Genomic DNA, 19,306 nt, shown 5'->3' on the forward strand with positions numbered 1-19,306 from the left:
GCGGATGTGAGCAACGACGATCCCAGTACCGGGGACGGCGGACGGGAACCCCTGCGGGTGGCCGTCCGCCGCCTCGACCCCGATCTGCCCCTTCCCTCCTACGCCCACCCCGCGGACGCCGGTGCCGACCTGGTCAGCGCCGAGGACGTGCGGCTCGAACCCGGAGAGCGGGCCACCGTGCCCACCGGAATCGCGCTGGCGCTGCCGGAGGGGTACGCCGCGTTCGTTCACCCGCGGTCGGGGCTGGCCGCGCGGTGCGGCGTCACCCTGGTCAACGCCCCCGGCACGGTGGACGCCGGGTACCGGGGGGAGGTCAAGGTGGTGCTGATCAACACCGACGCCCGCGAACCGGTCAAGCTGAACCGCGGCGACCGGATCGCCCAGCTGGTCATCCAGCGGGTGGAGCGCGCGGTGTTCACCGAGGCCGACGAGCTGCCCGAGTCCCCGCGCGGGCGGGGCGGGTTCGGGTCCACCGGCGGATTCACGGCCGGGCACAGATGACGGGAGAGGTGTGAGGCGTGTTCGGACGCCGCAAGAAGAGCGAGAAGACGAGCGCCGGTGCCGACACGGAGATCCCGGTCGGCGGCGCGGCTCCCGCCGAAGAGCCGGACAAGGAGGCCGACCGCCACCGCGCGCTCGGCCCCTGGGACGCCTCGGAACAGGTGCCCGAGTACCCCAGGGTCGACCTGGGGTGCCTGCGGGTCCCGGTGGGCGAGCGCACCCAGATCCGGTTCGACATGACCAAGGAGAACCGGATCATCGGGGTGAGCCTGATCGACGGCCCCTCCATGGTGCAGGTCCAGGCGTTCGCCGCCCCCAAGACCAGCGGCCTGTGGGGTGAGATGCGCGAGGAGCTCCTCGAGCAGATCACCGGGCAGGGCGGCAAGTGCGAGGAGTTCGACGGGACGTTCGGCCCCGAGCTGCGCGCGGTCGTGCCGGTGCAGGGCAAGAAGAGCGAGGACGGCCGGCAGCTGGGCCAGCCCATGCGCTTCATCGGCGTGGACGGGCCCCGCTGGGTGCTGCGCGGGGTGATCCGCGGCGAGGGCGCGGTCAAACCCGAGGTCATGGCCGCGGTCGAAGAGGTCTTCCAGAAGATCGTGGTGGTGCGCGGGGAGGACCCGGTGCCGCCGCGGGAGATGCTCAAGATCACCGTGCCCAAGGAGATCCAGGAGCAGATCAAGGCCCAGCAGGACAAGCGCGCGGCCCAGGAGCGCGCGGCCCGGGCGACGGAGGGGGAGGCCCCGCAGGCCCCCGCCCCGGAGGACGGCGGCGCGGCCGTCTCCGACGAGTCGGCCCGCAAGGCCTAGGGTGTGCCGGGGCCCGGTGCGGCCCCTGGACGTGGAGAGGCGCCCCGAGGGGCGCCTTTTCCATGTCGGTCGCCGGTCGTGCCGGCCGCCGCCTCAGCCCTCGGCGGGGCCCGGGTCCTCGGGGCTGGTGATGCCGCCCATGAACAGGGCCGCGCCGCGGCGGCGCAGGACGAAGGAGAAGGGCCGGTCGGCGGTGAACTCCTCGGGCCGGGGCGGCGGCGTCAGCGAGGCCACGCGCATCACGACCGCCGTCGCGGCGGCGCCCTCGGCGCCCTTCTCGTCCACGCGCAGGCGCGCCTGGTGCACCACCTCGTCGATGAGCAGGCGGCGGTCGACGATGCCCGACAGGTCGCTGTCCGGGGTGAAGACGGTCGGCGCGCCCGCCGCCGACAGCGGCGAGGACAGCAGCGCCCGCCCGGTGATCTCGAAGCGCGGCAGCGCCAGGCGGACCCTGGTCTCCCGGGCCTTGCCGTAGAGGCGTTCCAGGACGCGGGGCGGGGGAAGCGGCGCCTGGCCGGCGTCGTCGGCGTCCTCGGGCGGCAGCAGCAGGTCCAGGAACAGCTCCTCGCCGCCGGCCAGGGTGGCCATGGCCCAGCCGTCCGACCGGGCGAAGGCCATGTCGGCGCTGCGGCGCATCATGGCGGTGTCGAAGGTGCCCCGGGGCGCGTGGAAGGGGGCGGGCGCGGTCTGCTCGGGGGCGAACGGCTCGGCCCAGACGACGCGGGTCCACAGGGCGTTGAGCAGCATGGCCTGGGTCGAGCCCTGCACGTCGCCCGGCTGGAGCAGTTCGGGGATCAGGCCGCGGGTGAGGTCGGCGACCTCGGTGTTGGCGGCCTTGCGCACGCCTTCGGGGTCCCCGGCGAAATCGGCGGTGCGCACCGAGGAGGAGCGGCGCCCGGCCAGGCGCGCGGCGAAGGCGGGGTCGACCCTCAGGTCCTCGCGCACCCACAGCGAGGTGGCCGACTCCAGCTCCGGCGCGCCGGCGGCGCCGGGCTCCAGCGCCTCGGCCAGGGCGTCCAGGTGCGCCGAGAGCCCCTTGCCCAGCAGCGCCTCCAGCTCCGCGCGGGTGCGGCCGCGCGCCCCGGTGGCCACCATGCCCAGGGCCTCGCCGACGGAGAAGGGCGACCAGACGCGCGAGGCGCCGCGCAGACGGGAGTCGAGGGCGAGTGCGAAGGAGAGGTGGTCGGGGTGGAGCGGGGCGCGGCGGGCCATGCGCTGCCTCCAGGAGGGCGGCCGGGACGTGGTCTGCGGCCCACAGTAGGCGGCGGGCGGCGCGGTGTCACCGGGCCCGCGGGTGCGGGAGGAGGGCCGACGGAGCGGAGGATCCCGGGGAATCGGGGCCGGGAACCCGGGCGTTCGCGCCGCGCGTTGCCCTAGGGTGGGGTGGCGACGAGCAGCAGTTTCGCGGGACGGGCGGGAGCCGTATGACCGAGCAGCAGCGGGCGGTTGACGACGCCGGACAGGCGCAGGCCGAGGAGCCCGCCCCCGCCGGGGACGGGGGCGCCCCGACGGGGGCGGCGGGCGGTGCGGCCCGCGAGGAGGTCTCCGAGCGCACGGTCGAGGCGGTCGTCAGGGCCCAGCTGTCCAAGGCGCTCGGCGGCAAGCGCGGGATGGTGGAGGCGGCGGTGCCCACCCTCACCTTCACCGTCGCCTACCTCGCCACCCAGGAGCTCCGGCTCGCCCTGGGGCTGGGCATCGGCACGGCCCTGGTGCTGGCCGCGGTGCGGCTGGCGCAGCGCTCGTCGCTGCAGTTCGTCTTCAACAGCGTCTTCGGCATCGGCATCGCCGCGGTCTTCGCCCTGCGCAGCGGGGACGCCGAGGACTTCGCGCTGCCGGGCATCATCTACAACGCGGTCTACGCCGCCGTGCTGATGCTGAGCATCATCGCCCGCTGGCCGGCGGTGGGCCTGCTGATCGGGGCGGTCACCGGCGACCCGACGGGGTGGCGCCGCAACAGCGCGGTGGTGCGCCTGAGCTCCCGGCTGACCTGGCTGCTGGTCCTGCCGTGCGTGGTGCGGGTGGCGGTGCAGCTGCCCCTGTGGGCGGCGGAGAAGTACGACGTCGCGAACACCTTCGCGTTCCTGGGCGTCGCGAAGATCGCCATGGGGTGGCCGCTCCAGGTGGCGGCGCTGGCGGCCATGGTCTGGATCCTGGCCCGCGGCCGCACCCCGATGGAGGACGGCACCGGCATCGCCCCCGCCGACGACGCGGACCGCACGCGCGACTGAAGGGCGGCCCGCGGCCCCGGCCCGCTCAGGGCCGGTGCCGGGACGCGGGCGGGCCGGGCTCGGACCGGGCGATCGTCGGGTGCGCGGAGGCGTAACCGCCGGATGCGCGCTTGAGCGATGGTGAGCGCACCGGCACCAGGACCGGGAGCCCGGCGCACCGGCGTCCGTCGCACTCCGACCGGCACGACCGGCACGACCGGCAGGGCCCGGTCCGCCTTTCCCGCCGCGGCCCCCGGGTGTTCCTTCGTGCGTCACTGGTGCGTCACTGGTGCGTCAGCGGACCCCTGTCGGTACCCGACGACGACGCTCCCCGGAGGGGATTCCGGGGAGCGATCGGTCGAGAGCGTCGACGGGAGCGGGACTACGCCCGCTTGTCCTTCTTGACCAGCAGGGCCATGCACTCCACATGGTGGGTCATGGGGAAGGCGTCGAAGGCCCGCAGGTTCTGCAGCTCGAAGCCGTTCTCCTCGAAGGTGGCCAGGTCGCGGGCGAGGGTGGCCGGGTCGCAGGACACGTACGCCACGCGCTTGAGGCGCATGGCGGCCAGGGCCTTGACCACGTCGCGGCCGGCGCCGGCGCGGGGCGGGTCCAGGACCGCGATGTCGGCGCGCAGGTCGGACCACTCGCGCAGGCGTCCCTCGACGTCGCCGCCCTCGATGCGCACGTGCGGGAGGTCCCGCAGGTTGTGCTCGGCGTCGCGGACCGCCTCGCGGCCGCCCTCCACGCCGAGCACACGGCCCTCCTCGCCGACCGCCTCGCCCAGCGCCCCGGCGAACAGCCCGGCGCCGCAGTACAGGTCCAGCGCGGTCTGGCCCGGCTCCGGCTCCAGCGCCCGCAGGACGGCCTCGACCAGGGTGTCGGCGGCTGCCGGGTGCACCTGCCAGAAGCCGCCCGCCGAGACCCGCCACTCGCGGCCTGCCGCCGTCTCGCGCATGCCCTTCTTGCCGCGCACCGCCTGGGTGCGGCCGCCCTTGAGGCGGCGCAGCACCGCCGCGGACGCCTCGGGGCGGGGAAGTTCGGGCAGGCGGGAGGAGCGCGGGGCCGCGATCAGCGCGCGGTTGCCCCCGGTGGAGGCCACCGCCTCCAGCTCCGCCACCCCGGCCCAGCGCAGCCGGGTCACGCCCAGCGCCTCGACCTCGGGGTGGGCGATGCGGCAGGAGTCGATCGGCTCGATCTCGTGGGAGCGGTGGCGGCGCAGCCCGGCGCGGCCCTCCTCGTCCACGGCGTAGCGCACGCGGGTGCGCCAGCCCAGGCCGTCGGGGGTGCCGGGCAGCTCCTCGACGTCCACCTCGCGCTCGATCCCGGCGATGCGGCGCAGCTGGTCGGCCACGACCTGCCCCTTGATGCGGCGCTGGGCCTCCAGCGAGGCGTGCTGCCAGTCGCAGCCCCCGCACAGCCCCGGGCCGGCGTAGGGGCAGGGCGCCTCCACCCGGTCGGGCGAGGCCTCCAGCACCTCCACCGCCTCGGCGCGCAGGAAGCGCTTGGTCTCCTCGGTGACGCGGGCGGTGACGAGCTCGCCGGGCAGTGCGTGCCGCACGAAGACCACCAGCTCGTCGTGGCGCCCCACGCACCACCCGCCGTGGGCGACGCCGTGCAGGCGCACCTGGATGCGGGATCCGACGCGGCTGCGCGTTGGGGAAGCGGGCACGGTAAGGGCACCTCCGGGGAGCGGGGATCGTTCGGGCATCGCGCGGGTGACCGGTTCGAAGCCACCGCCCATCTGCGGCAACTCTAGCCGACCGCGCGCGGGGCGCGCGCCGCGCCGAGCGGCGGGCCGCACGGGTGTAGCGTCGCCTGCGTCCCGTCCGGACCGACCGCCAGGAGAGGGCACCGGCATGCACATCGTGATTCTGGGATGCGGGCGCGTGGGGTCCACCCTCGCCCACACGCTGGAGGACATGGGCCACACGGTCGCCGTGATCGACCGCGACCCCGAGGCCTTCCGGCGGCTGCGCCCCGGCACCGCCGGCGCCGCCGTGCCGGGCCTGGGCCACGACCGCGACGTGCTGGTCAAGGCCGGCATCGAGGAGGCCTCGGCGTTCGCGGCGGTGAGCAGCGGTGACAACTCCAACATCATCGCCGCGCGGGTGGCCCTGGAGACCTTCGGCGTGCGGCACGTGGTGGCCCGCATCTACGACCCCCGGCGGGCCCAGGTCTACCAGCGGCTGGGCATCCCCACGGTGGGCACGGTGCACTGGACGGCCGAGACGATCCTGCGGCGGCTGGTGCCCGGCTCCGACGGCCTGGACCTGGGGCCGCTGTGGCGCGACCCCTCGGGCACCCTGGCCATGACCGAGGCCCCGCTTCCGCAGTCCTGGTACGGCAGGCGGGTGGAGCACCTGGAGTCGGCGCTGCCGCTGCGCGTGGCCTACCTGGTGCGCGGCGGCGAGCTGGTGCTGCCGCGCGGGGACGAGGCGCTGCGGGCCGGGGACGTGCTGCACGTGCTGGCGCGGGTGGGCGATCTGGAGACGGTGCAGGAGCGCCTGTCGGAAGAGGAGGCCTGAGGATGCGGATCGCGATCGCGGGCGCGGGAGCCGTGGGGCGCTCCATCGCCGCCGAGATGTGCGCGGGGGGTCACGAGGTGCTGCTGATCGACCGCAGCGCCCGGGCCATCGACGTGGACGACCTGCCGGGCGCCGAGTGGCTGCTGGCCGACGCCTGCGAGCTGGCCTCGCTGGACAGCGCGCGGCTGGAGGAGTTCGACGCGGCCGTCGCGGCCAGCGGGGACGACAAGGTCAACCTGGTGTTCTCGCTGCTGGCCAAGACCGAGTTCGCGGTGCCGCGGGTGATCGCCCGGGTCAACGACCCGCGGGACGAGTGGCTGTTCACCCCGGCGTGGGGCGTGGACGAGGCGGTGTCCACGCCGCGGCTGATGGTGTCGCTGATCGAGGCGCCCGCCTCCGGCGCGGGGGACGGCGCGGACCCGGACGGCGGCGGTCCGGACGGGTCCGAGGCGATCGGCCAGGCCTCGGGCGAGACGGACCTGCTGGAGTTCACCCTGGGCGCGGGGTCGCCGTTCGCCGGCGGGCAGGCGGGCGCGCTCACGGCGCGGCTGCCCGAGGGCATCGTGCTGGTGGCGGTCGTGCGGGCGGGGGCGGTGGTCGCGCCGTCGCCGGCGACCGACCTGCGTGCGGGGGACGAGCTGGTGTTCCTGAGCAGTGCGCCGTCCGTCGCCGAACTGGAGGAGCTGCTGGCCCCGGAGGGCGACCGCTCGGCGTGAGGGGGAGTCCCCGCCCGCGCCGAGGCGCGGGCGGGGGAGAGCGGGGAGGGCGGCGGGACGCCGTCCCGGTCCGGCGCGGTTCCCACGGCAGGCGGGCCCGCGCCCGCGCATCCTCGGGAGGACTCGGGGCCGGACACCTCCGGCTCAGACCACGGACCCGGACCGGGGCGGCGCCCCGACCGCGGGGCAGGGGCCCCGGTCAGGTGCAGGGCGGGGTTTCGATGAGCTCGACGCCCATCTCGTCCTCCGGGGAGAACCACTCCTGTTCCTGCTCGTCCACGGTGAACCGTCCCGTGTCCAGCAGGTCCACGGCCTCGGCCATGTGCTGCTGGGTGATCTCCAGGTCCAGCAGGGGGGCGACCGCCTCCACACCGGACGAGGGGTCCACCAGCCTCTCCCAGTGCTCGTCGAGGGCCGCGGCGACCTCCTCGTCCGGCCGGTCCAGCATGGCCAGCGCGGTCGCCACGTCCGCCCCCGAGGGGCGCCTGAGGTCCAGCGGGAGGTACTGCCGCAGCACGGACGGCCCGTCGTCGGCGTCGACCCCCTGCACGACCAGCCACAGCAACAGCGGGTAGCGCGCCTGGCCGTGCAGGGTGCACGGTGTCTGCGCCAGGGTCTGCGGCGCGTCCACCGCCGCGACCGCGATCTTCTCGGCCAGGAGCAGGGCGGACCAGTCGGAGGCGGGGTCCCACGCGGGGTCGGGGACGGCCGTCCCGTTCCGGAGCAGCTGCGCCCGGTCCGTGGCGGGGGCCCTTCCGGCGTACGTGCCCTGCTCGACGGTGGGCAGGCGTCCGTGCGCCCGTTCGGGCACCGCCGCGGCCACCGGCTCCGCGGTCCGCTGCCAGTAGGGGAACCACGACTCGTAGGTCTGGTACCCGCAGTACTCCAGGATCAGCCGCTCGCAGACGCGCTCGGGGACCGGCCCCATGTCGGCCGTCCACCGGCCCTCCATCAGGGACTGCTGGGTGCGCCGCTCGACCCCTTCGAGCCCGGCGTAGGCGCCCAGCGTCCCCGCGGCGAAGACCGCGGTCGCAGCGGTGGCGGCCAGCCGCGGGCGCCCGCGGCGCCGCTCGGCGCGCACCAGCGCCAGTGCGCAGCAGCCCGCGAACAGCAGCGCCAGGAAGGCCAGGTGTCCCGGGACCTTCCCCCACAGGCCCGGGGCGTAGGAGCCGGCGGGCAGGAGGAGTTCCGCGGCCAGCCCGAAGGCGCCCTCGACCATGCCCCGGCCCGGGATCCGGGGGGTTTCGAACGCCAGCGTCCAGGTCAGCCGGTAGGTCGGGAAGACGGCCAGGAGGAGCAGCGGGAGCGTCCAGGAGGGGGTCCACATCCCCAGCGCCACGCCCCCGGCGGCCGCGGCGGCGCCGATGCCCGGGGCGATGGCCAGCGCCGCGGGGCTCAGCACCCCCGCGATCTCCATGTCCGACCACGGGCGCAGCGCGACGAGGCCGCTCGGGACCGTGGCGAGCGCGCCCACCGCGGCCGCCGACGCCAGCAGCGCCGCCAGGCGGAGGCGGGGCGGCAGGGGGAGCGAGGCGGCACCGCCGTAGCGGCGCTCCCGGGACCCGGGGAAGAACGCCGTGATGAACGCCCCGAACGCGGGGTAGGGGGCGCTGTCGATGGCCGAGTCCACGATCCCGCCCCAGTCCAGCAGGGCGTGGTCGGACCGGGTGGACCACAGGTTCCAGAGCCCGACGGCCACGGCGGCCAGGAGCACCGGGTTGCGCAGCATCCGCAGGGACTCCAGGCGCACGAGCGCGGCGAAGGCCCGCACCCTCATCGGTGCTCCATGGTGAAGAGCAGGTAGCCGTCCTCCAGGGTCGGCTCCACCGGGTGCGCCTCGCCGGCGCCCGCGGGCGGTGCGGCCGCCTCGGGGGTGAGCACCCGGTAGCGCCCGTCCGGTTCGCGCCAGGCGGTCGCCGCCCCCGCGGGCCGCCGCCGCGCCGACCAGACGCGTCCGCGGGCGTGCGCGGTCAGCTCCTCGGGCGTGCCGTCGAAGGCCGGCCGCCCGGCGTCCAGCACCAGCACCCGGGCGCACAGCGCGCTCACGTCCTCGATCTGGTGGGTGGACAGCAGCGCGCCGCGGTCGCGGGTGAACTCCGAGACCAGGTCGCGGAAGCGGATGCGCTGCTCGGGGTCGAGCCCGATGGTGGGCTCGTCGAGCAGGAGCAGCCGGGGCTCGCCCAGCAGCGCGCAGGCCAGGGCCAGGCGCTGGCGCATGCCGCCGGACAGTCGGCGCACCCGGCTGTGCCGCCGGCCGTACAGCCCGACCGCGTCCAGCACCCGCCGCACCTCCTCGTGCCGGGCCCGGCGCCCGCCGAGCTCCTTGAGCACGGCGATGTAGTCGACCAGGGAGAAGGCGGTGAAGTGCGGGTAGAGCGCCGGGTTCTGCGGCAGGTAGCCGATGCCGCGCCGGATGGCGGTGCGCCCGGCGGCGGTGGCCGGCGAGGCGCCCAGCACGCGCAGCTCGCCGTCGCCGGGGTCCAGGTCGGTGGCCAGGCAGCGCAGCAGGGTGGTCTTGCCCGCCCCGTTGCGGCCCAGCAGCCCGGTCACCCCCGGGCCGATGTCCAGGTCGACCCCGCGCAGGGCCGGGCGCAGGCCGTAGCGCTTGGACAGGCCGCGCGCGGTGGCCAGCGGCTCGCCGTCGGCGTCCGGTCCGCCCGGACCGGGGCGCGGCAGGGGGCGGCGGGATCCGTTCACGGCGGTCACGGGCGCCTCGCACGAACGACGGGGTAGGCGGCCAGCAGGGCGGCCAAGGCGAGTGCCCAGCAGACCTGGGCGGTGGGGCCGAAGAGGTGGACGGTGTTCCAGGTCTGCACCGCCTGCGCCCCGGCGAGCAGGGCCAGCCAGGCCCCGGCCAGCAGGGAGCTGGACAGGCCCAGGGGTATCCACCGGGCCAGCGCCAGCGAGGCCGCCACCAGGGTGAGCGAGGGCAGCAGCCAGGCGGCGGGCGCCCAGGCCGGGCCGAAGGAGGGCAGCAGCAGGGCGGCGCCCGCGCACAGCGTGACCGCCGGCCCCAGGACCGCGACGGCGCGCAGGAACAGCAGCCGCTGGCCGCCCATCGGGGTGGTGGAGGTGAAGGCGTGCGCCGGGTCGACGCCGCGGCCGTAGGCCAGGGCGACCCCGGCCAGGGGCAGTACCGGTGCCAGGTACAGGAAGAGCAGGGCGCCCCCGCGCATCGTGTGCGCCGCGAACAGGGCGCAGGCCAGGACGGCGACGGTCGCCGCGAGCCAGGCCCGGTAGAGGCGCGGGGTGGCGGCCAGCAGGCGGGCCTTGTCCTCGCCCACGCCCGCGGCGCTCAGCAGCCGCTCCAGCGGGCCGCGGCGCGGCCGGTCCACGATGTCGCGCAGCTCGGCCCAGCCCGCCCGCAGCCAGTCCTCGTCCACGGGCAGGGCGGCGCGGCACCGCGGGCAGTGCATCAGGTGGGCCTCCGCCGACATGGCGGCGACCTCGTCCGCGCGCCCCTGTGCGTATTCGTGCACTTGGTCCGGTGACAGGTGCCAGGTCATACCAGCTGCTCCCGGAGTCGGGCCTTGGCCCGCATGACGCGGGTCTTGACGGTGCCCTCGGGCACGCCGAGCAGTTGCGCGGCCTCGCGGACGGTCAGCCCGTCCAGCACGGTGGCCTGTATGGCCGTGCGCAGCTCGGGGGAGAGGGAGTCCAGGGCCTGGCCGAGCGGGCCGTGCTCCACGCGGGTGAGGACCAGGTCCTCGGCCGAGGCGTCGCCGATGGTCTCGTAGGGGGCGGGGTCGGCGTCGGCGATCCACTGGTTGGCGCGCCGGCGCAGCTGGGAGATGAGCTTTCGGATGGCGATGGTCCAGATCCAGGCGCCGGCGTCGCCGTCGGCGCTGCGGGGCGTGAAGCTCTCGGCGTTCCTCCATACGGCCAGGAAGGTCTCCTGCAGGGCGGCGTCCACCAGGTCCGAGTCGGAGCAGCGGTAGCGCAGCCGGGCCCGCAGCCAGGGGGCGTGCCGGCGGTGGAGCACCTCCAGCGCCCCGGACGCCCCGCCGGCGACGGCCGCGATGAGGGCGGCGTCGGTCCCGTCGGGGTCGTAGTCGGGCGGGCGTCGGGTGCGTCTGAACAGCTTCACGGGGTTCCTATCGCGGCCGGAGGGCGGTGCGGTTCGGCCGGCGCGCATGACGATACCGGGGCATTTCGGGCGCAGGGGTGGTCAGGGGGCGTGCGCCGTCGCACGTCAGTCGAGCACGAGGACCCGGCACAGGCCGTCCTCGGCGGCGGTCGGAGCCTCGGGGGCAGGCGCCTGCACGGCGTCCGGCCCCTCCGGCGGGGTCAATGCGGAGCAGGCCTCCTCCCCGCCCGGGAGTGCGGCGGTCGGGTCGCAGCCGACCAGGACGGGCTTCTCCTCCGCGTCGGGGTCCGCCGCGGCCTCCTCGGGTGGAACCGGGGCGGAGCCGGGGTCCTGGCACGCGACCATGACGGCCCCGTCCCCGACCTCGGGGACGGCCGTGTCGGCCGCGGCCCCTCCGGCCGACAGCAGTGCGGCCGCCGCGGCGGCGGTGGAGAGGGCGGCGGCCATTGAGCGTTCGACGGGCATTGACATCCTCCGGATGCGGGTAGGGGGCGGTTCAGGGCGGTCAACGCCGTCCGCGCGCACGGCGGTTCGTCCGGTTCGCGGCAGTGGCCGGGAACGGCCAGGAGAACACCGGATGAGAACCGTGGAGGGCGCGCGGCGCGTTACCCGGTCGGCCGCAAGAGGGGAACAATGGGGCGTATGCGCTTGAGGATTTTCACCGAGCCGCAGCAGGGCGCCTCCTACGACACCCTGCTGGCGGTCGCCAAGGCCGCGGAAGACCTGCGGTTCGACGCTTTCTTCCGCTCCGACCACTACCTGAAGATGGGCGACGTGGACGGCCTGCCGGGCCCCACCGACGCCTGGATCACCCTGGCCGGGCTGGCCCGGGAGACCTCCCGGATCCGCCTGGGCACGCTGATGACGGCGGCGACGTTCCGCCACCCCGGCCCGCTGGCGATCAGCGTGGCCCAGGTCGACCGGATGAGCGGCGGCCGGGTGGAGTTCGGCTTCGGCGCCGGCTGGTACGAGGCCGAGCACGCCGCCTACGGCATCCCCTTCCCCGCCTCGGCGCGCGAGCGGTTCGACCGCTACGAGGAGCAGCTGGACGTCATCACGGGGCTGTGGTCCACCCCCGTGGGGGAGTCCTTCCGCTATGAGGGCCGCCACTACCGGCTCACCGACGCCCCCGCCCTGCCCAAGCCCGTGCAGGCGCCGCGCCCGCCGGTGCTGATCGGCGGCACCGGCCCCAAGCGCACCCCGCGCCTGGCGGCCGCGCACGCCGACGAGTACAACGTGCCCTTCTCCTCGGCCGAGGAGACCGCCGCGGCGTTCGGCCGCACCCGGGACGCGGTCCGGGCCGCCGGGCGCACCGCCCCGATGGTCTACTCCGCGGCCCAGGTGCTGTGCTGCGGCGCCGACGACGCCGAGGTGGCGCGGCGCGCCGCGGCGATCGGCCGGGACGTGGACGAGCTCAAGGCCGACGGGCTGGCCGGGACCCCGGCCGAGGTGGCCGACAAGATCGGCCGGTTCGCCGAGGCCGGCGCCGAGCGGATGTACCTTCAGGTCCTGGACCTGTCCGACCTGGACCACCTGGAGCTGGTGGCCGACAAGGTCATGCCGCAGCTGGGCTGAGGCCCGGCGCGCGGCGGGCGGGGCGGCCGGGGACCCGCCCCGCCCAGATAACTTGATATCGAGATATCGGTTCGATACCTTGATGTCGAGATAACCGTCGCACGGCTCACCGGACGTGTGAGGTCGCTCGCCTCCGCGGCGGGCGCGGCCGCGGCGACGCCTGGGCCCCGCGCCGCCGGCGGGGGCGCGGCCCGGCGCGTCGGCGCCGGTGGGACGGGGTGTTTCGGAGGGGCCCGAGGCGACCACGCCTCCGCTCGCGGGGCGCGCGGCCGAGGGCGGCCTCAGTGATCTCCCGGCCCTCCCGTGCGGGAGGATGGGCGGGAGAAAGTGGCGAGATCAGGAGGCAGAATCCGTGTCCGCGAACAGCTTCGGCAGCCGTGACACGCTGAGTGTCGGCGGCGAGTCGTACGAGATCTTCCGTCTGGACGCCGTCAAGGGCTCCCGGCGGCTTCCCTACAGCCTGAAGGTTCTCCTGGAGAACCTCCTGCGCACCGAGGACGGGGCCAACGTCACCGCCGAGCACATCCGCGCGCTCGGGGAGTGGGACCCCAAGGCCAAGCCGAGCCAGGAGATCCAGTTCACCCCGGCCCGGGTGATCATGCAGGACTTCACCGGCGTGCCCTGCGTCGTCGACCTGGCGACCATGCGCGAGGCCGTCGAGGAGATGGGCGGCGACACCGACAAGGTCAACCCGCTGGCCCCGGCCGAGCTGGTGATCGACCACTCCGTCGTCGTCGACTTCTTCGGCCACCACGACTCCTTCGAGCGCAACGTCGAGGTCGAGTACCAGCGCAACGGCGAGCGCTACAAGTTCCTGCGCTGGGGCCAGACCGCCTTCGACGAGTTCAAGGTCGTCCCGCCCGGCACCGGCATCGTGCACCAGGCCAACATCGAGCACCTGGCCCGGGTCACCATGAACCGCAACGGCCAGGCCTACCCCGACACCTGCGTGGGCACCGACTCCCACACCACGATGCAGAACGGCCTGGGCATCCTGGGCTGGGGCGTCGGCGGCATCGAGGCCGAGGCCGCCATGCTCGGCCAGCCGATCTCCATGCTCATCCCGCGGGTGGTCGGCTTCAAGCTCACCGGCCGCCTCAACCCCGGCACCACCGCCACCGACCTGGTGCTCACCATCACCGAGATGCTCCGCGAGCACGGCGTGGTCGGCAAGTTCGTCGAGTTCTACGGCGAGGGCGTGGCCTCGGTGCCGCTGGCCAACCGCGCCACCATCGGCAACATGAGCCCGGAGTTCGGCTCCACCGCGGCGATCTTCCCGATCGACGAGGAGACCCTGCGGTACATGCGGCTCACCGGCCGCCCCGAGGCCCAGACCGCGCTGGTCGAGGCCTACGCCAAGGAGCAGGGCCTGTGGCTGGACCCGGCGCACGAACCGGAGTTCTCCGAGTACCTGGAGCTGGACCTGGGCGACGTCGTGCCGTCCATCGCCGGCCCCAAGCGCCCGCAGGACCGCATCTCGCTGTCGGAGGCCAAGCACACCTGGCGCCGCGACGTGCAGAACTACGTCGACGACGCCACCGACGAGGCGGGCGATGAGTCCTTCCCGGCCTCCGACGCCCCCGCGCAGGCGGCCAACGGCCGTCCGCACAAGGCGGTCAAGGTCACCATGGCCGACGGCACCGAGACCGAGCTGGACCACGGCGCCGTGGTGATCGCCGCGATCACCTCCTGCACCAACACCTCCAACCCCTCGGTCATGCTGGGCGCCGCCCTGCTGGCCAAGAAGGCGGTGGAGCGCGGCCTGAACCGCAAGCCCTGGGTCAAGACCTCGCTGGCGCCCGGCTCCAAGGTCGTCACCGACTACTTCGAGCGCTCGGGCCTGACCCCCTACCTGGACAAGCTCGGCTTCAACCTGGTCGGGTACGGCTGCACCACCTGCATCGGCAACTCCGGCCCGCTGCCGGAGGAGATCTCCAAGGCGGTGCAGGACGGGGACCTGGCGGTCACCTCGGTGCTCTCGGGCAACCGCAACTTCGAGGGCCGCATCAACCCCGACGTCAAGATGAACTACCTGGCCTCCCCGCCGCTGGTGGTGGCCTACGCCCTGGCCGGGTCCATGGACGTGGACATCACCACCGAGCCGCTGGGCACCGACAGCGAGGGCGAGCCGGTCTACCTGAGCGAGATCTGGCCCTCGCCGGAGGAGATCCAGGAGGTCATCGACACCGCGATCGCCTCGGACATGTACACCTCGGCCTACTCCGACGTGTTCGCCGGCGACGACCGGTGGCGCTCGCTGCCCACGCCGACCGGCAGCACCTTCGAGTGGGATGCCGAGTCCACCTACGTGCGCAAGCCCCCGTACTTCGAGGGCATGGGCGCCACCCCGGAGCCGGTCACCGACATCTCCGGCGCCCGCGTGCTGGCCAAGCTGGGCGACTCGGTCACCACCGACCACATCTCCCCGGCCGGCGCCATCAAGCCGGGCACCCCGGCCGCGCAGTACCTGGAGGAGAACGGGGTCCAGCGCAAGGACTTCAACTCCTACGGGTCGCGCCGCGGCAACCACGAGGTGATGATCCGCGGCACCTTCGCCAACATCCGCCTGCGCAACCAGATCGCGCCGGGCACCGAGGGCGGATACACCCGCGACTTCACCCAGGCCGAGAACGCCGCCGACGCGCCGGTGACGTTCATCTACGACGCCGCGCAGAACTACGCCGCGCAGGGCACCCCGCTGGTGGTGCTGGGCGGCAAGGAGTACGGCTCGGGCTCCTCGCGCGACTGGGCCGCCAAGGGCACCCGCCTGCTGGGCGTGCGCGCGGTCATCGCCGACTCCTTCGAGCGCATCCACCGCTCGAACCTGATCGGCATGGGCGTGCTGCCGCTGCAGTTCCCGGAGGGGCGCTCGGCCGACGACCTGGGGCTGACCGGTGAGGAGGCCTTCTCCATCTCCGGCATCACCGAGCTCAACGAGGGCCGCATCCCCTCCACGGTGAAGGTGACCACCGACACCGGCGTCGAGTTCGACGCCGTGGTGCGCATCGACACCCCCGGGGAGGCCGACTACTACCGCAACGGCGGCATCCTGCAGTTCGTGCTGCGCCAGCTGATGCAGAAGTAGCCCGCAGGGCCGGGGCGCGCGCCCCGGCCCGCGCCACAGGCCTCCGGCCCGCCCGCGGGCCGGTCGCCCGGGACCGGTGACCCCGCCCGGGGACAAGGAGGTGAGGGCCGCCGCCGTCCAGGAGACGGCGGCGGCCCTGTCGTATGCGGCCCGCCGGATGCGGCCCTGGCGGCCCCGCGGCGGCGCCGCCGGCGGCCGCCCGGGATGGGGCGGTATGCGCGGATGCCCAGGTGAGCGGTAGTGTCGGCGCATGCACGACATCCCCCGGTGCTTTTCCGGGGCCGCGCGGATCCTTGCGGCGGCCCTGATCGCCGTGCTCCCGCTCCTCGCCGCGCACCCGGCGTCCGCCGACGCGCCCCCCGACACGCCCACCCCGGCCGCCCATCTGGCCGGGCTACTGGAGGACGAGCCCGAGGGGGAGGCGGTCGTCGTCAGCGACCTGCTCGCCGGGGCCTACGACACCGAAGAGCTGGGCGAGCGGGTGAGCGCGGAGTTCGCCCGGCTGGACACCCCCTTCCACGTCGTCGTCACCCCGCCGATGTCCACGGCCGTCGAGGGCGACGACCTCGTCGCCGCCCTACGGGACCGGATCGGTGAGGACGGGGTGTACGTCCACGTCTCCGAGGGCCGGACCTCGGTCGCCACGGCGGCCACCCCCGGCGTGCGGCTGCCCGTCGACGACGCCGAGTACCTCCTGCTCATCGACGAGGACCTGGACTACGACTCCTCCCCGGCGCTGATCGCCGAGCGCTACGTCGACGCCCTGCTCGACCCGGAGGCGGAGCGCAAGGCCGACGAGGCCCGGGAGGCCCATCTGGAGGCGGCCGAGCAGGACGGCGACGACCGGTCCCCCTCCGGGGAGGAGGACTCGGCCTTCGCGGACTTCCTGGACGACCTGCGGCCCGACGACCCGACGGGCCTGGGCAACCTGGGGTTCCTGGCGGCGACCGTGTCCGGGGCGGTCCTGGGCGCGGGCGGCCTCGCGGTCTACTGGCGCCTCCGGAAGGGGCGGCCGGTCCTGTCCGCGCTGGTGTACGGCGTCGCAGCGGTGTCCGTGCTCGCGGCGGCCGGGCTCTACGCGGCCTGGGACCCGCTCGCGCCCTCCGAGGAGGCCGGCGCCGACGAGCAGGAGGAGGCCCCCGAACAGGTACCGCCCGAGGAGGCCCTGGCGGAACCGCCGTACGTCGCCGAGACCGTCCGGGTGGACCGGGTCGCCGCGGAGATGGAGGACGGCGGCATCCCCGTCGACCCGCTCTGGTCCGGCGAGCGCGGCGACCTCGCCGGTCTCCGGGAGCGGGCCGCCGAGGCCCCCGTCCCGGTGTACATGGCCTCGGTCATCAGCGCCGATTCCGACGAGTCCGGCGGCGACACCGAGGTTCTGGCGCACGCCCTGGCGCACACCGTGGGCGAGGACGGCCTCTACGTCGTCATGGACCCCAGGGGCCTGGGCACCGGGATCGCCACGCGCGGCGTGGAGCTGCCGATCACCGCCTCGTCGACCCTCAGGGAGGGCGTCTCCGAGGCGGCCGAGGAGGGGGCGCCGGGCGAGCTGCCCGTCGCCGAGCACCTGGAGCCCGTCCTGGACCTGGCGCAGGAGGCCGAGCCCGACCCCGGGGCGGAGGACAGCATGCCCATGGCAGCCGAGTCGCTCCTGCGCGACGACGGGGCCCCCGAAGAGGCTCGGGCCGCGGACTTCTTCAGCGAGGGCTTCTTCGCGGGCCTGCTGGTGCTCGGTCCGATCCTCGGGGCCCTGGTGTACGTCACCCTCCTCCTGCTCAAGGGCGGTGCGCAGCGGTGGGCGGGGTCCCTGGCCGCGACGCCCGGGCGCCGCCTCGGCCGCGTGGCCCGCCGCGACGTCGAGCGCGCGATGCGCGCCCTGGAGACGGCCGCCCCGGACGCTCCCGGGGTCGCCGAGGCCACCCGTGAGGCCGACATCGCCGTGCGGGTGCTGCGCGACGAGCGCGCCGACGAGCTCGACCAGGCGGCCGCCGCCGTACTGGCCCGGCGCGCCGCCGACCGGCTCGACCCGGACACCCCCGACACCGCGGAGCGGCCCGTGTGCATGGTCAACCCCCTCCACGGACCATCGGAGGGGCGGGGCCGCACATCGCTCGCCGGGAGGTCCGACCCGGAGCAGGGCGGGAAGCAGAGCCGGAGGCAAGGGGGGACGTCCGCGCCGAAGGCCGGGAGCGGCGGCGGGACCCTTCCCATGTGCCGCGCCTGCCTGGACCGCGAGGACACGCGGCGCATCCCCCTGCGGGTGCGCGCGGGCGCGGGAGGCAGGCGCGTGCCGCACCTGGGCCTCGACCGGATGTGGGTCCGCAGTGAGTACCGTTCCCGGCTCATCCCCGACGATCCTTTTGAGGAGGAAGCCCGTGCGCGTTGAGACCGGGGCCGCCGCCCTGCTCGCCGCCGCCGCGGTCGCCCTGGGGCCCGTCCCCGCGGCCGCCGCCGGAGCGCAGGAGACCAGCCCGGCGCAGACCATCGCCGCCGGACTGCGGGAGTCGCCCGTCTACGTCGACCCCGCCTTCGACAGCGCGCTCCCCGAGGAGACCCGCGCCGGAATGGTGGAGGACATCGAGGACAGCGGCGTGGAGCTGAGGGTCGTCCTGGTGCCGCTGGTGGAGGGGGACCAGTGGGGCGGCGATCCCGGCGCCCTCGCCGCCGCGGTCCACGACCGGCTGGGCGGCTCCGGGCACTACCTGGTCCTGGGCGACACCAGGGTGCACGGGGAGGACTACCCCTCGCCGGACGAGTCGGAGAGCGAGCGGAAGCGCGCGTTCTACGGTTCCCTGGCCGCCTCCTACGCGACCGAGTACGACACGCCCCTGGCGGAGAAGGCGGAGACGGCCGTGGGGTTCGCCCTGGAGGACGACCCGGAGGCCGCCCTCGACGAGCAGGAGGCCGCGGCGCAGGTTCCTGAGGGGGAGAACGGCTCGCAGGACTCCGGGTCGGACTCCTCAGGGGCCGCCGGGGACGGGTCGGCGACCGGAGGCGGCGCGGTCTGGCCGTGGGCGGCCGGTGCCGCGGTGCTGCTCCTGGCCGTGCTCGGCGGGGGGTACCTGTGGCGGCGGCCCCGGAGCCTTCCCGAGGCCCCGAAGCACGCCGCGTTCGACAACGTGGACCGGGCGCGCCGGGAGGTCCTGCAGGAGCGGGCCGAACGCGAGCTCGTCGAAGTGGGGGAGCGGCTCAGCGCGCTGGAGGCGGGCACCGGCAAGGGCGCGGCCCAGGCGGCGACCGCCGCGCTGGACGCCCACGCGGCCGCCCGAACGGTCCTGGACGGGGCACCGGAGGGCGAGGAGGGCACCGCCGACCTGGCGGGCGTGCTGGTCCTGCTCGACAAGGCCGAGGACGCCATGGTGCGCGCCGAGCACGGAGGGAAGGGGCGCGAGCGCCGCCACTGCTACGCCAACCCGCTGCACGGCACCGCCACCGCCGAGACCGACTGGCGGCAGCTGGGCGGCGAGCGCACCGTCCGGGTACCGCTGTGCAAGGGGTGCGCGCAGTCGGTCCGCACGCGGATGCGCCCGGACCCGCTGCTGGTCGAGTACAAGGGTCGGACCGTGCCCTACTACGACGTGCCGGCGGAGGAGAGCGTGTGGGCCGCGACGGGCTTCGGCACGCTGACCGACGACCTGGTGAAGCGCGTCCAGAGGGGCGACCACCGCGCCCGCGGCTGACCGCCCCTGCCCTTCGCCGGACCGGAGGCAGGGCGAAGGGCAGGGCGTGGCCGCCCTGCGGGACCAGCGCAATGGCCGGCACTGCGCCTTCGGACGTTCGGAAGGGCTGGCGTTCGGCGCGGTG

16 protein-coding genes are annotated in these 19,306 nt (G+C 75.2%); 9 read left to right on the forward strand and 7 right to left on the reverse strand.

Annotated features, from left to right (window positions below):
* The first annotated feature begins 6 nt into the window (after positions 1-6).
* Both dut and C892_RS0112980 read left to right on the forward strand, forming a co-directional pair.
* A complete protein-coding gene (gene dut / locus C892_RS0112975) occupies positions 7-501 on the forward strand; it encodes a dUTP diphosphatase (protein ID WP_017557564.1) in 495 nt (164 codons plus the stop codon).
* 17 nt (positions 502-518) lie between these two features.
* Positions 519-1,307 carry a DUF3710 domain-containing protein gene (locus C892_RS0112980; RefSeq protein WP_017540571.1) on the forward strand — a complete coding sequence of 263 codons (789 nt, stop codon included), beginning with the start codon at positions 519-521 and terminating at the stop codon, positions 1,305-1,307.
* Between the two features lie 93 nt (positions 1,308-1,400).
* On the opposite strand, the gene C892_RS0112985 is transcribed toward C892_RS0112980, so the two are convergent.
* Positions 1,401-2,519: a serpin family protein gene (locus C892_RS0112985; protein ID WP_017557565.1), complete on the reverse strand. Its 1,119-nt coding sequence runs from the start codon at positions 2,517-2,519 to the stop codon at positions 1,401-1,403.
* A gap of 212 nt (positions 2,520-2,731) precedes the next feature.
* Between C892_RS0112985 and C892_RS0112990 the strand changes: the two genes are divergently transcribed.
* Positions 2,732-3,535 (forward strand): DUF3159 domain-containing protein, encoded by an 804-nt coding sequence (locus C892_RS0112990; protein WP_017557566.1) that lies wholly within the window; start codon positions 2,732-2,734, stop codon positions 3,533-3,535.
* A 361-nt stretch (positions 3,536-3,896) separates the two neighbouring features.
* Here the strand turns inward: C892_RS0112990 and C892_RS0112995 are convergent, their stop codons facing one another.
* A complete protein-coding gene (locus tag C892_RS0112995; RefSeq protein ID WP_239647387.1) occupies positions 3,897-5,222 on the reverse strand; it encodes a class I SAM-dependent RNA methyltransferase in 1,326 nt (441 codons plus the stop codon).
* A 148-nt stretch (positions 5,223-5,370) separates the two neighbouring features.
* Here C892_RS0112995 and C892_RS0113000 point away from each other — a divergent pair, with 148 nt between their 5' ends.
* Both C892_RS0113000 and C892_RS0113005 read left to right on the forward strand, forming a co-directional pair.
* A complete protein-coding gene (locus C892_RS0113000; protein WP_017540567.1) occupies positions 5,371-6,039 on the forward strand; it encodes a potassium channel family protein in 669 nt (222 codons plus the stop codon).
* 2 nt (positions 6,040-6,041) lie between these two features.
* Positions 6,042-6,755 (forward strand): potassium channel family protein, encoded by a 714-nt coding sequence (locus C892_RS0113005; RefSeq protein WP_017557568.1) that lies wholly within the window; start codon positions 6,042-6,044, stop codon positions 6,753-6,755.
* Positions 6,756-6,954: 199 nt separating this feature from the next.
* Here C892_RS0113005 and C892_RS0113010 read toward each other — a convergent pair whose 3' ends face one another.
* From C892_RS0113010 to C892_RS0113030, 5 genes are all read right to left on the reverse strand, one after another.
* The gene (locus tag C892_RS0113010) at positions 6,955-8,532 is read right to left on the reverse strand and encodes a hypothetical protein (protein ID WP_017557569.1); all 1,578 of its coding nucleotides are present in this window, start codon (positions 8,530-8,532) and stop codon (positions 6,955-6,957) included.
* Complete coding sequence (locus C892_RS0113015; protein ID WP_017557570.1) at positions 8,529-9,461, reverse strand: ATP-binding cassette domain-containing protein; 933 nt, start codon at positions 9,459-9,461, stop codon at positions 8,529-8,531. The genes C892_RS0113010 and C892_RS0113015 overlap by 4 nt, the downstream gene beginning before the upstream one ends.
* Positions 9,458-10,261: a hypothetical protein gene (locus C892_RS0113020; protein WP_017557571.1), complete on the reverse strand. Its 804-nt coding sequence runs from the start codon at positions 10,259-10,261 to the stop codon at positions 9,458-9,460. The genes C892_RS0113015 and C892_RS0113020 overlap by 4 nt, the downstream gene beginning before the upstream one ends.
* Positions 10,258-10,842, reverse strand: coding sequence for an RNA polymerase sigma factor (locus C892_RS0113025; protein WP_017557572.1), 585 nt, complete (start codon positions 10,840-10,842; stop codon positions 10,258-10,260). Before C892_RS0113025 ends, C892_RS0113020 begins: the two co-directional genes overlap by 4 nt.
* 105 nt (positions 10,843-10,947) lie before the next feature.
* Positions 10,948-11,307 carry a hypothetical protein gene (locus C892_RS0113030; protein ID WP_239647381.1) on the reverse strand — a complete coding sequence of 120 codons (360 nt, stop codon included), beginning with the start codon at positions 11,305-11,307 and terminating at the stop codon, positions 10,948-10,950.
* 177 nt (positions 11,308-11,484) lie between these two features.
* On the opposite strand from C892_RS0113030, the gene C892_RS0113035 reads away from it, so the two are divergent.
* From C892_RS0113035 to C892_RS0113050, 4 genes are all read left to right on the forward strand, one after another.
* Entirely contained in the window at positions 11,485-12,417 is a 933-nt protein-coding gene (locus C892_RS0113035) for an LLM class F420-dependent oxidoreductase (RefSeq protein WP_017557574.1), read from the forward strand.
* A gap of 352 nt (positions 12,418-12,769) precedes the next feature.
* Entirely contained in the window at positions 12,770-15,502 is a 2,733-nt protein-coding gene (gene acnA / locus C892_RS0113040) for an aconitate hydratase AcnA (protein WP_017557575.1), read from the forward strand.
* 250 nt (positions 15,503-15,752) lie between these two features.
* On the forward strand, positions 15,753-17,888 hold the full coding sequence (locus C892_RS0113045; protein ID WP_017557576.1) for a hypothetical protein: 2,136 nt from the start codon (positions 15,753-15,755) through the stop codon (positions 17,886-17,888).
* Entirely contained in the window at positions 17,878-19,182 is a 1,305-nt protein-coding gene (locus C892_RS0113050; RefSeq protein WP_017557577.1) for a hypothetical protein, read from the forward strand. Before C892_RS0113045 ends, C892_RS0113050 begins: the two co-directional genes overlap by 11 nt.
* Positions 19,183-19,306 lie beyond the last annotated feature (124 nt).

It is taken from the genome of Nocardiopsis baichengensis YIM 90130 (assembly GCF_000341205.1).
GTDB classification, from domain to species: Bacteria; Actinomycetota; Actinomycetes; order Streptosporangiales; family Streptosporangiaceae; genus Nocardiopsis_A; species Nocardiopsis_A halophila.

Excerpts from the sequence above, each read along its gene's own strand:
- C892_RS0112985 (WP_017557565.1), bottom strand. The coding sequence starts at position 2,519 with ATGGCCCGCCGCGCCCCGCTCCACCCCGACCACCTCTCCTTCGCACTC.
- C892_RS0113045 (WP_017557576.1), top strand. The coding sequence starts at position 15,753 with ATGCACGACATCCCCCGGTGCTTTTCCGGGGCCGCGCGGATCCTTGCG.
- C892_RS0112995 (WP_239647387.1), bottom strand. The coding sequence starts at position 5,222 with ATGCCCGAACGATCCCCGCTCCCCGGAGGTGCCCTTACCGTGCCCGCT.
- C892_RS0113030 (WP_239647381.1), bottom strand. The coding sequence starts at position 11,307 with ATGCCCGTCGAACGCTCAATGGCCGCCGCCCTCTCCACCGCCGCCGCG.
- C892_RS0113035 (WP_017557574.1), top strand. The coding sequence starts at position 11,485 with ATGCGCTTGAGGATTTTCACCGAGCCGCAGCAGGGCGCCTCCTACGAC.
- C892_RS0113000 (WP_017540567.1), top strand. The coding sequence starts at position 5,371 with ATGCACATCGTGATTCTGGGATGCGGGCGCGTGGGGTCCACCCTCGCC.
- C892_RS0113010 (WP_017557569.1), bottom strand. The coding sequence starts at position 8,532 with ATGAGGGTGCGGGCCTTCGCCGCGCTCGTGCGCCTGGAGTCCCTGCGG.
- C892_RS0113020 (WP_017557571.1), bottom strand. The coding sequence starts at position 10,261 with ATGACCTGGCACCTGTCACCGGACCAAGTGCACGAATACGCACAGGGG.
- C892_RS0113005 (WP_017557568.1), top strand. The coding sequence starts at position 6,042 with ATGCGGATCGCGATCGCGGGCGCGGGAGCCGTGGGGCGCTCCATCGCC.
- C892_RS0112990 (WP_017557566.1), top strand. The coding sequence starts at position 2,732 with ATGACCGAGCAGCAGCGGGCGGTTGACGACGCCGGACAGGCGCAGGCC.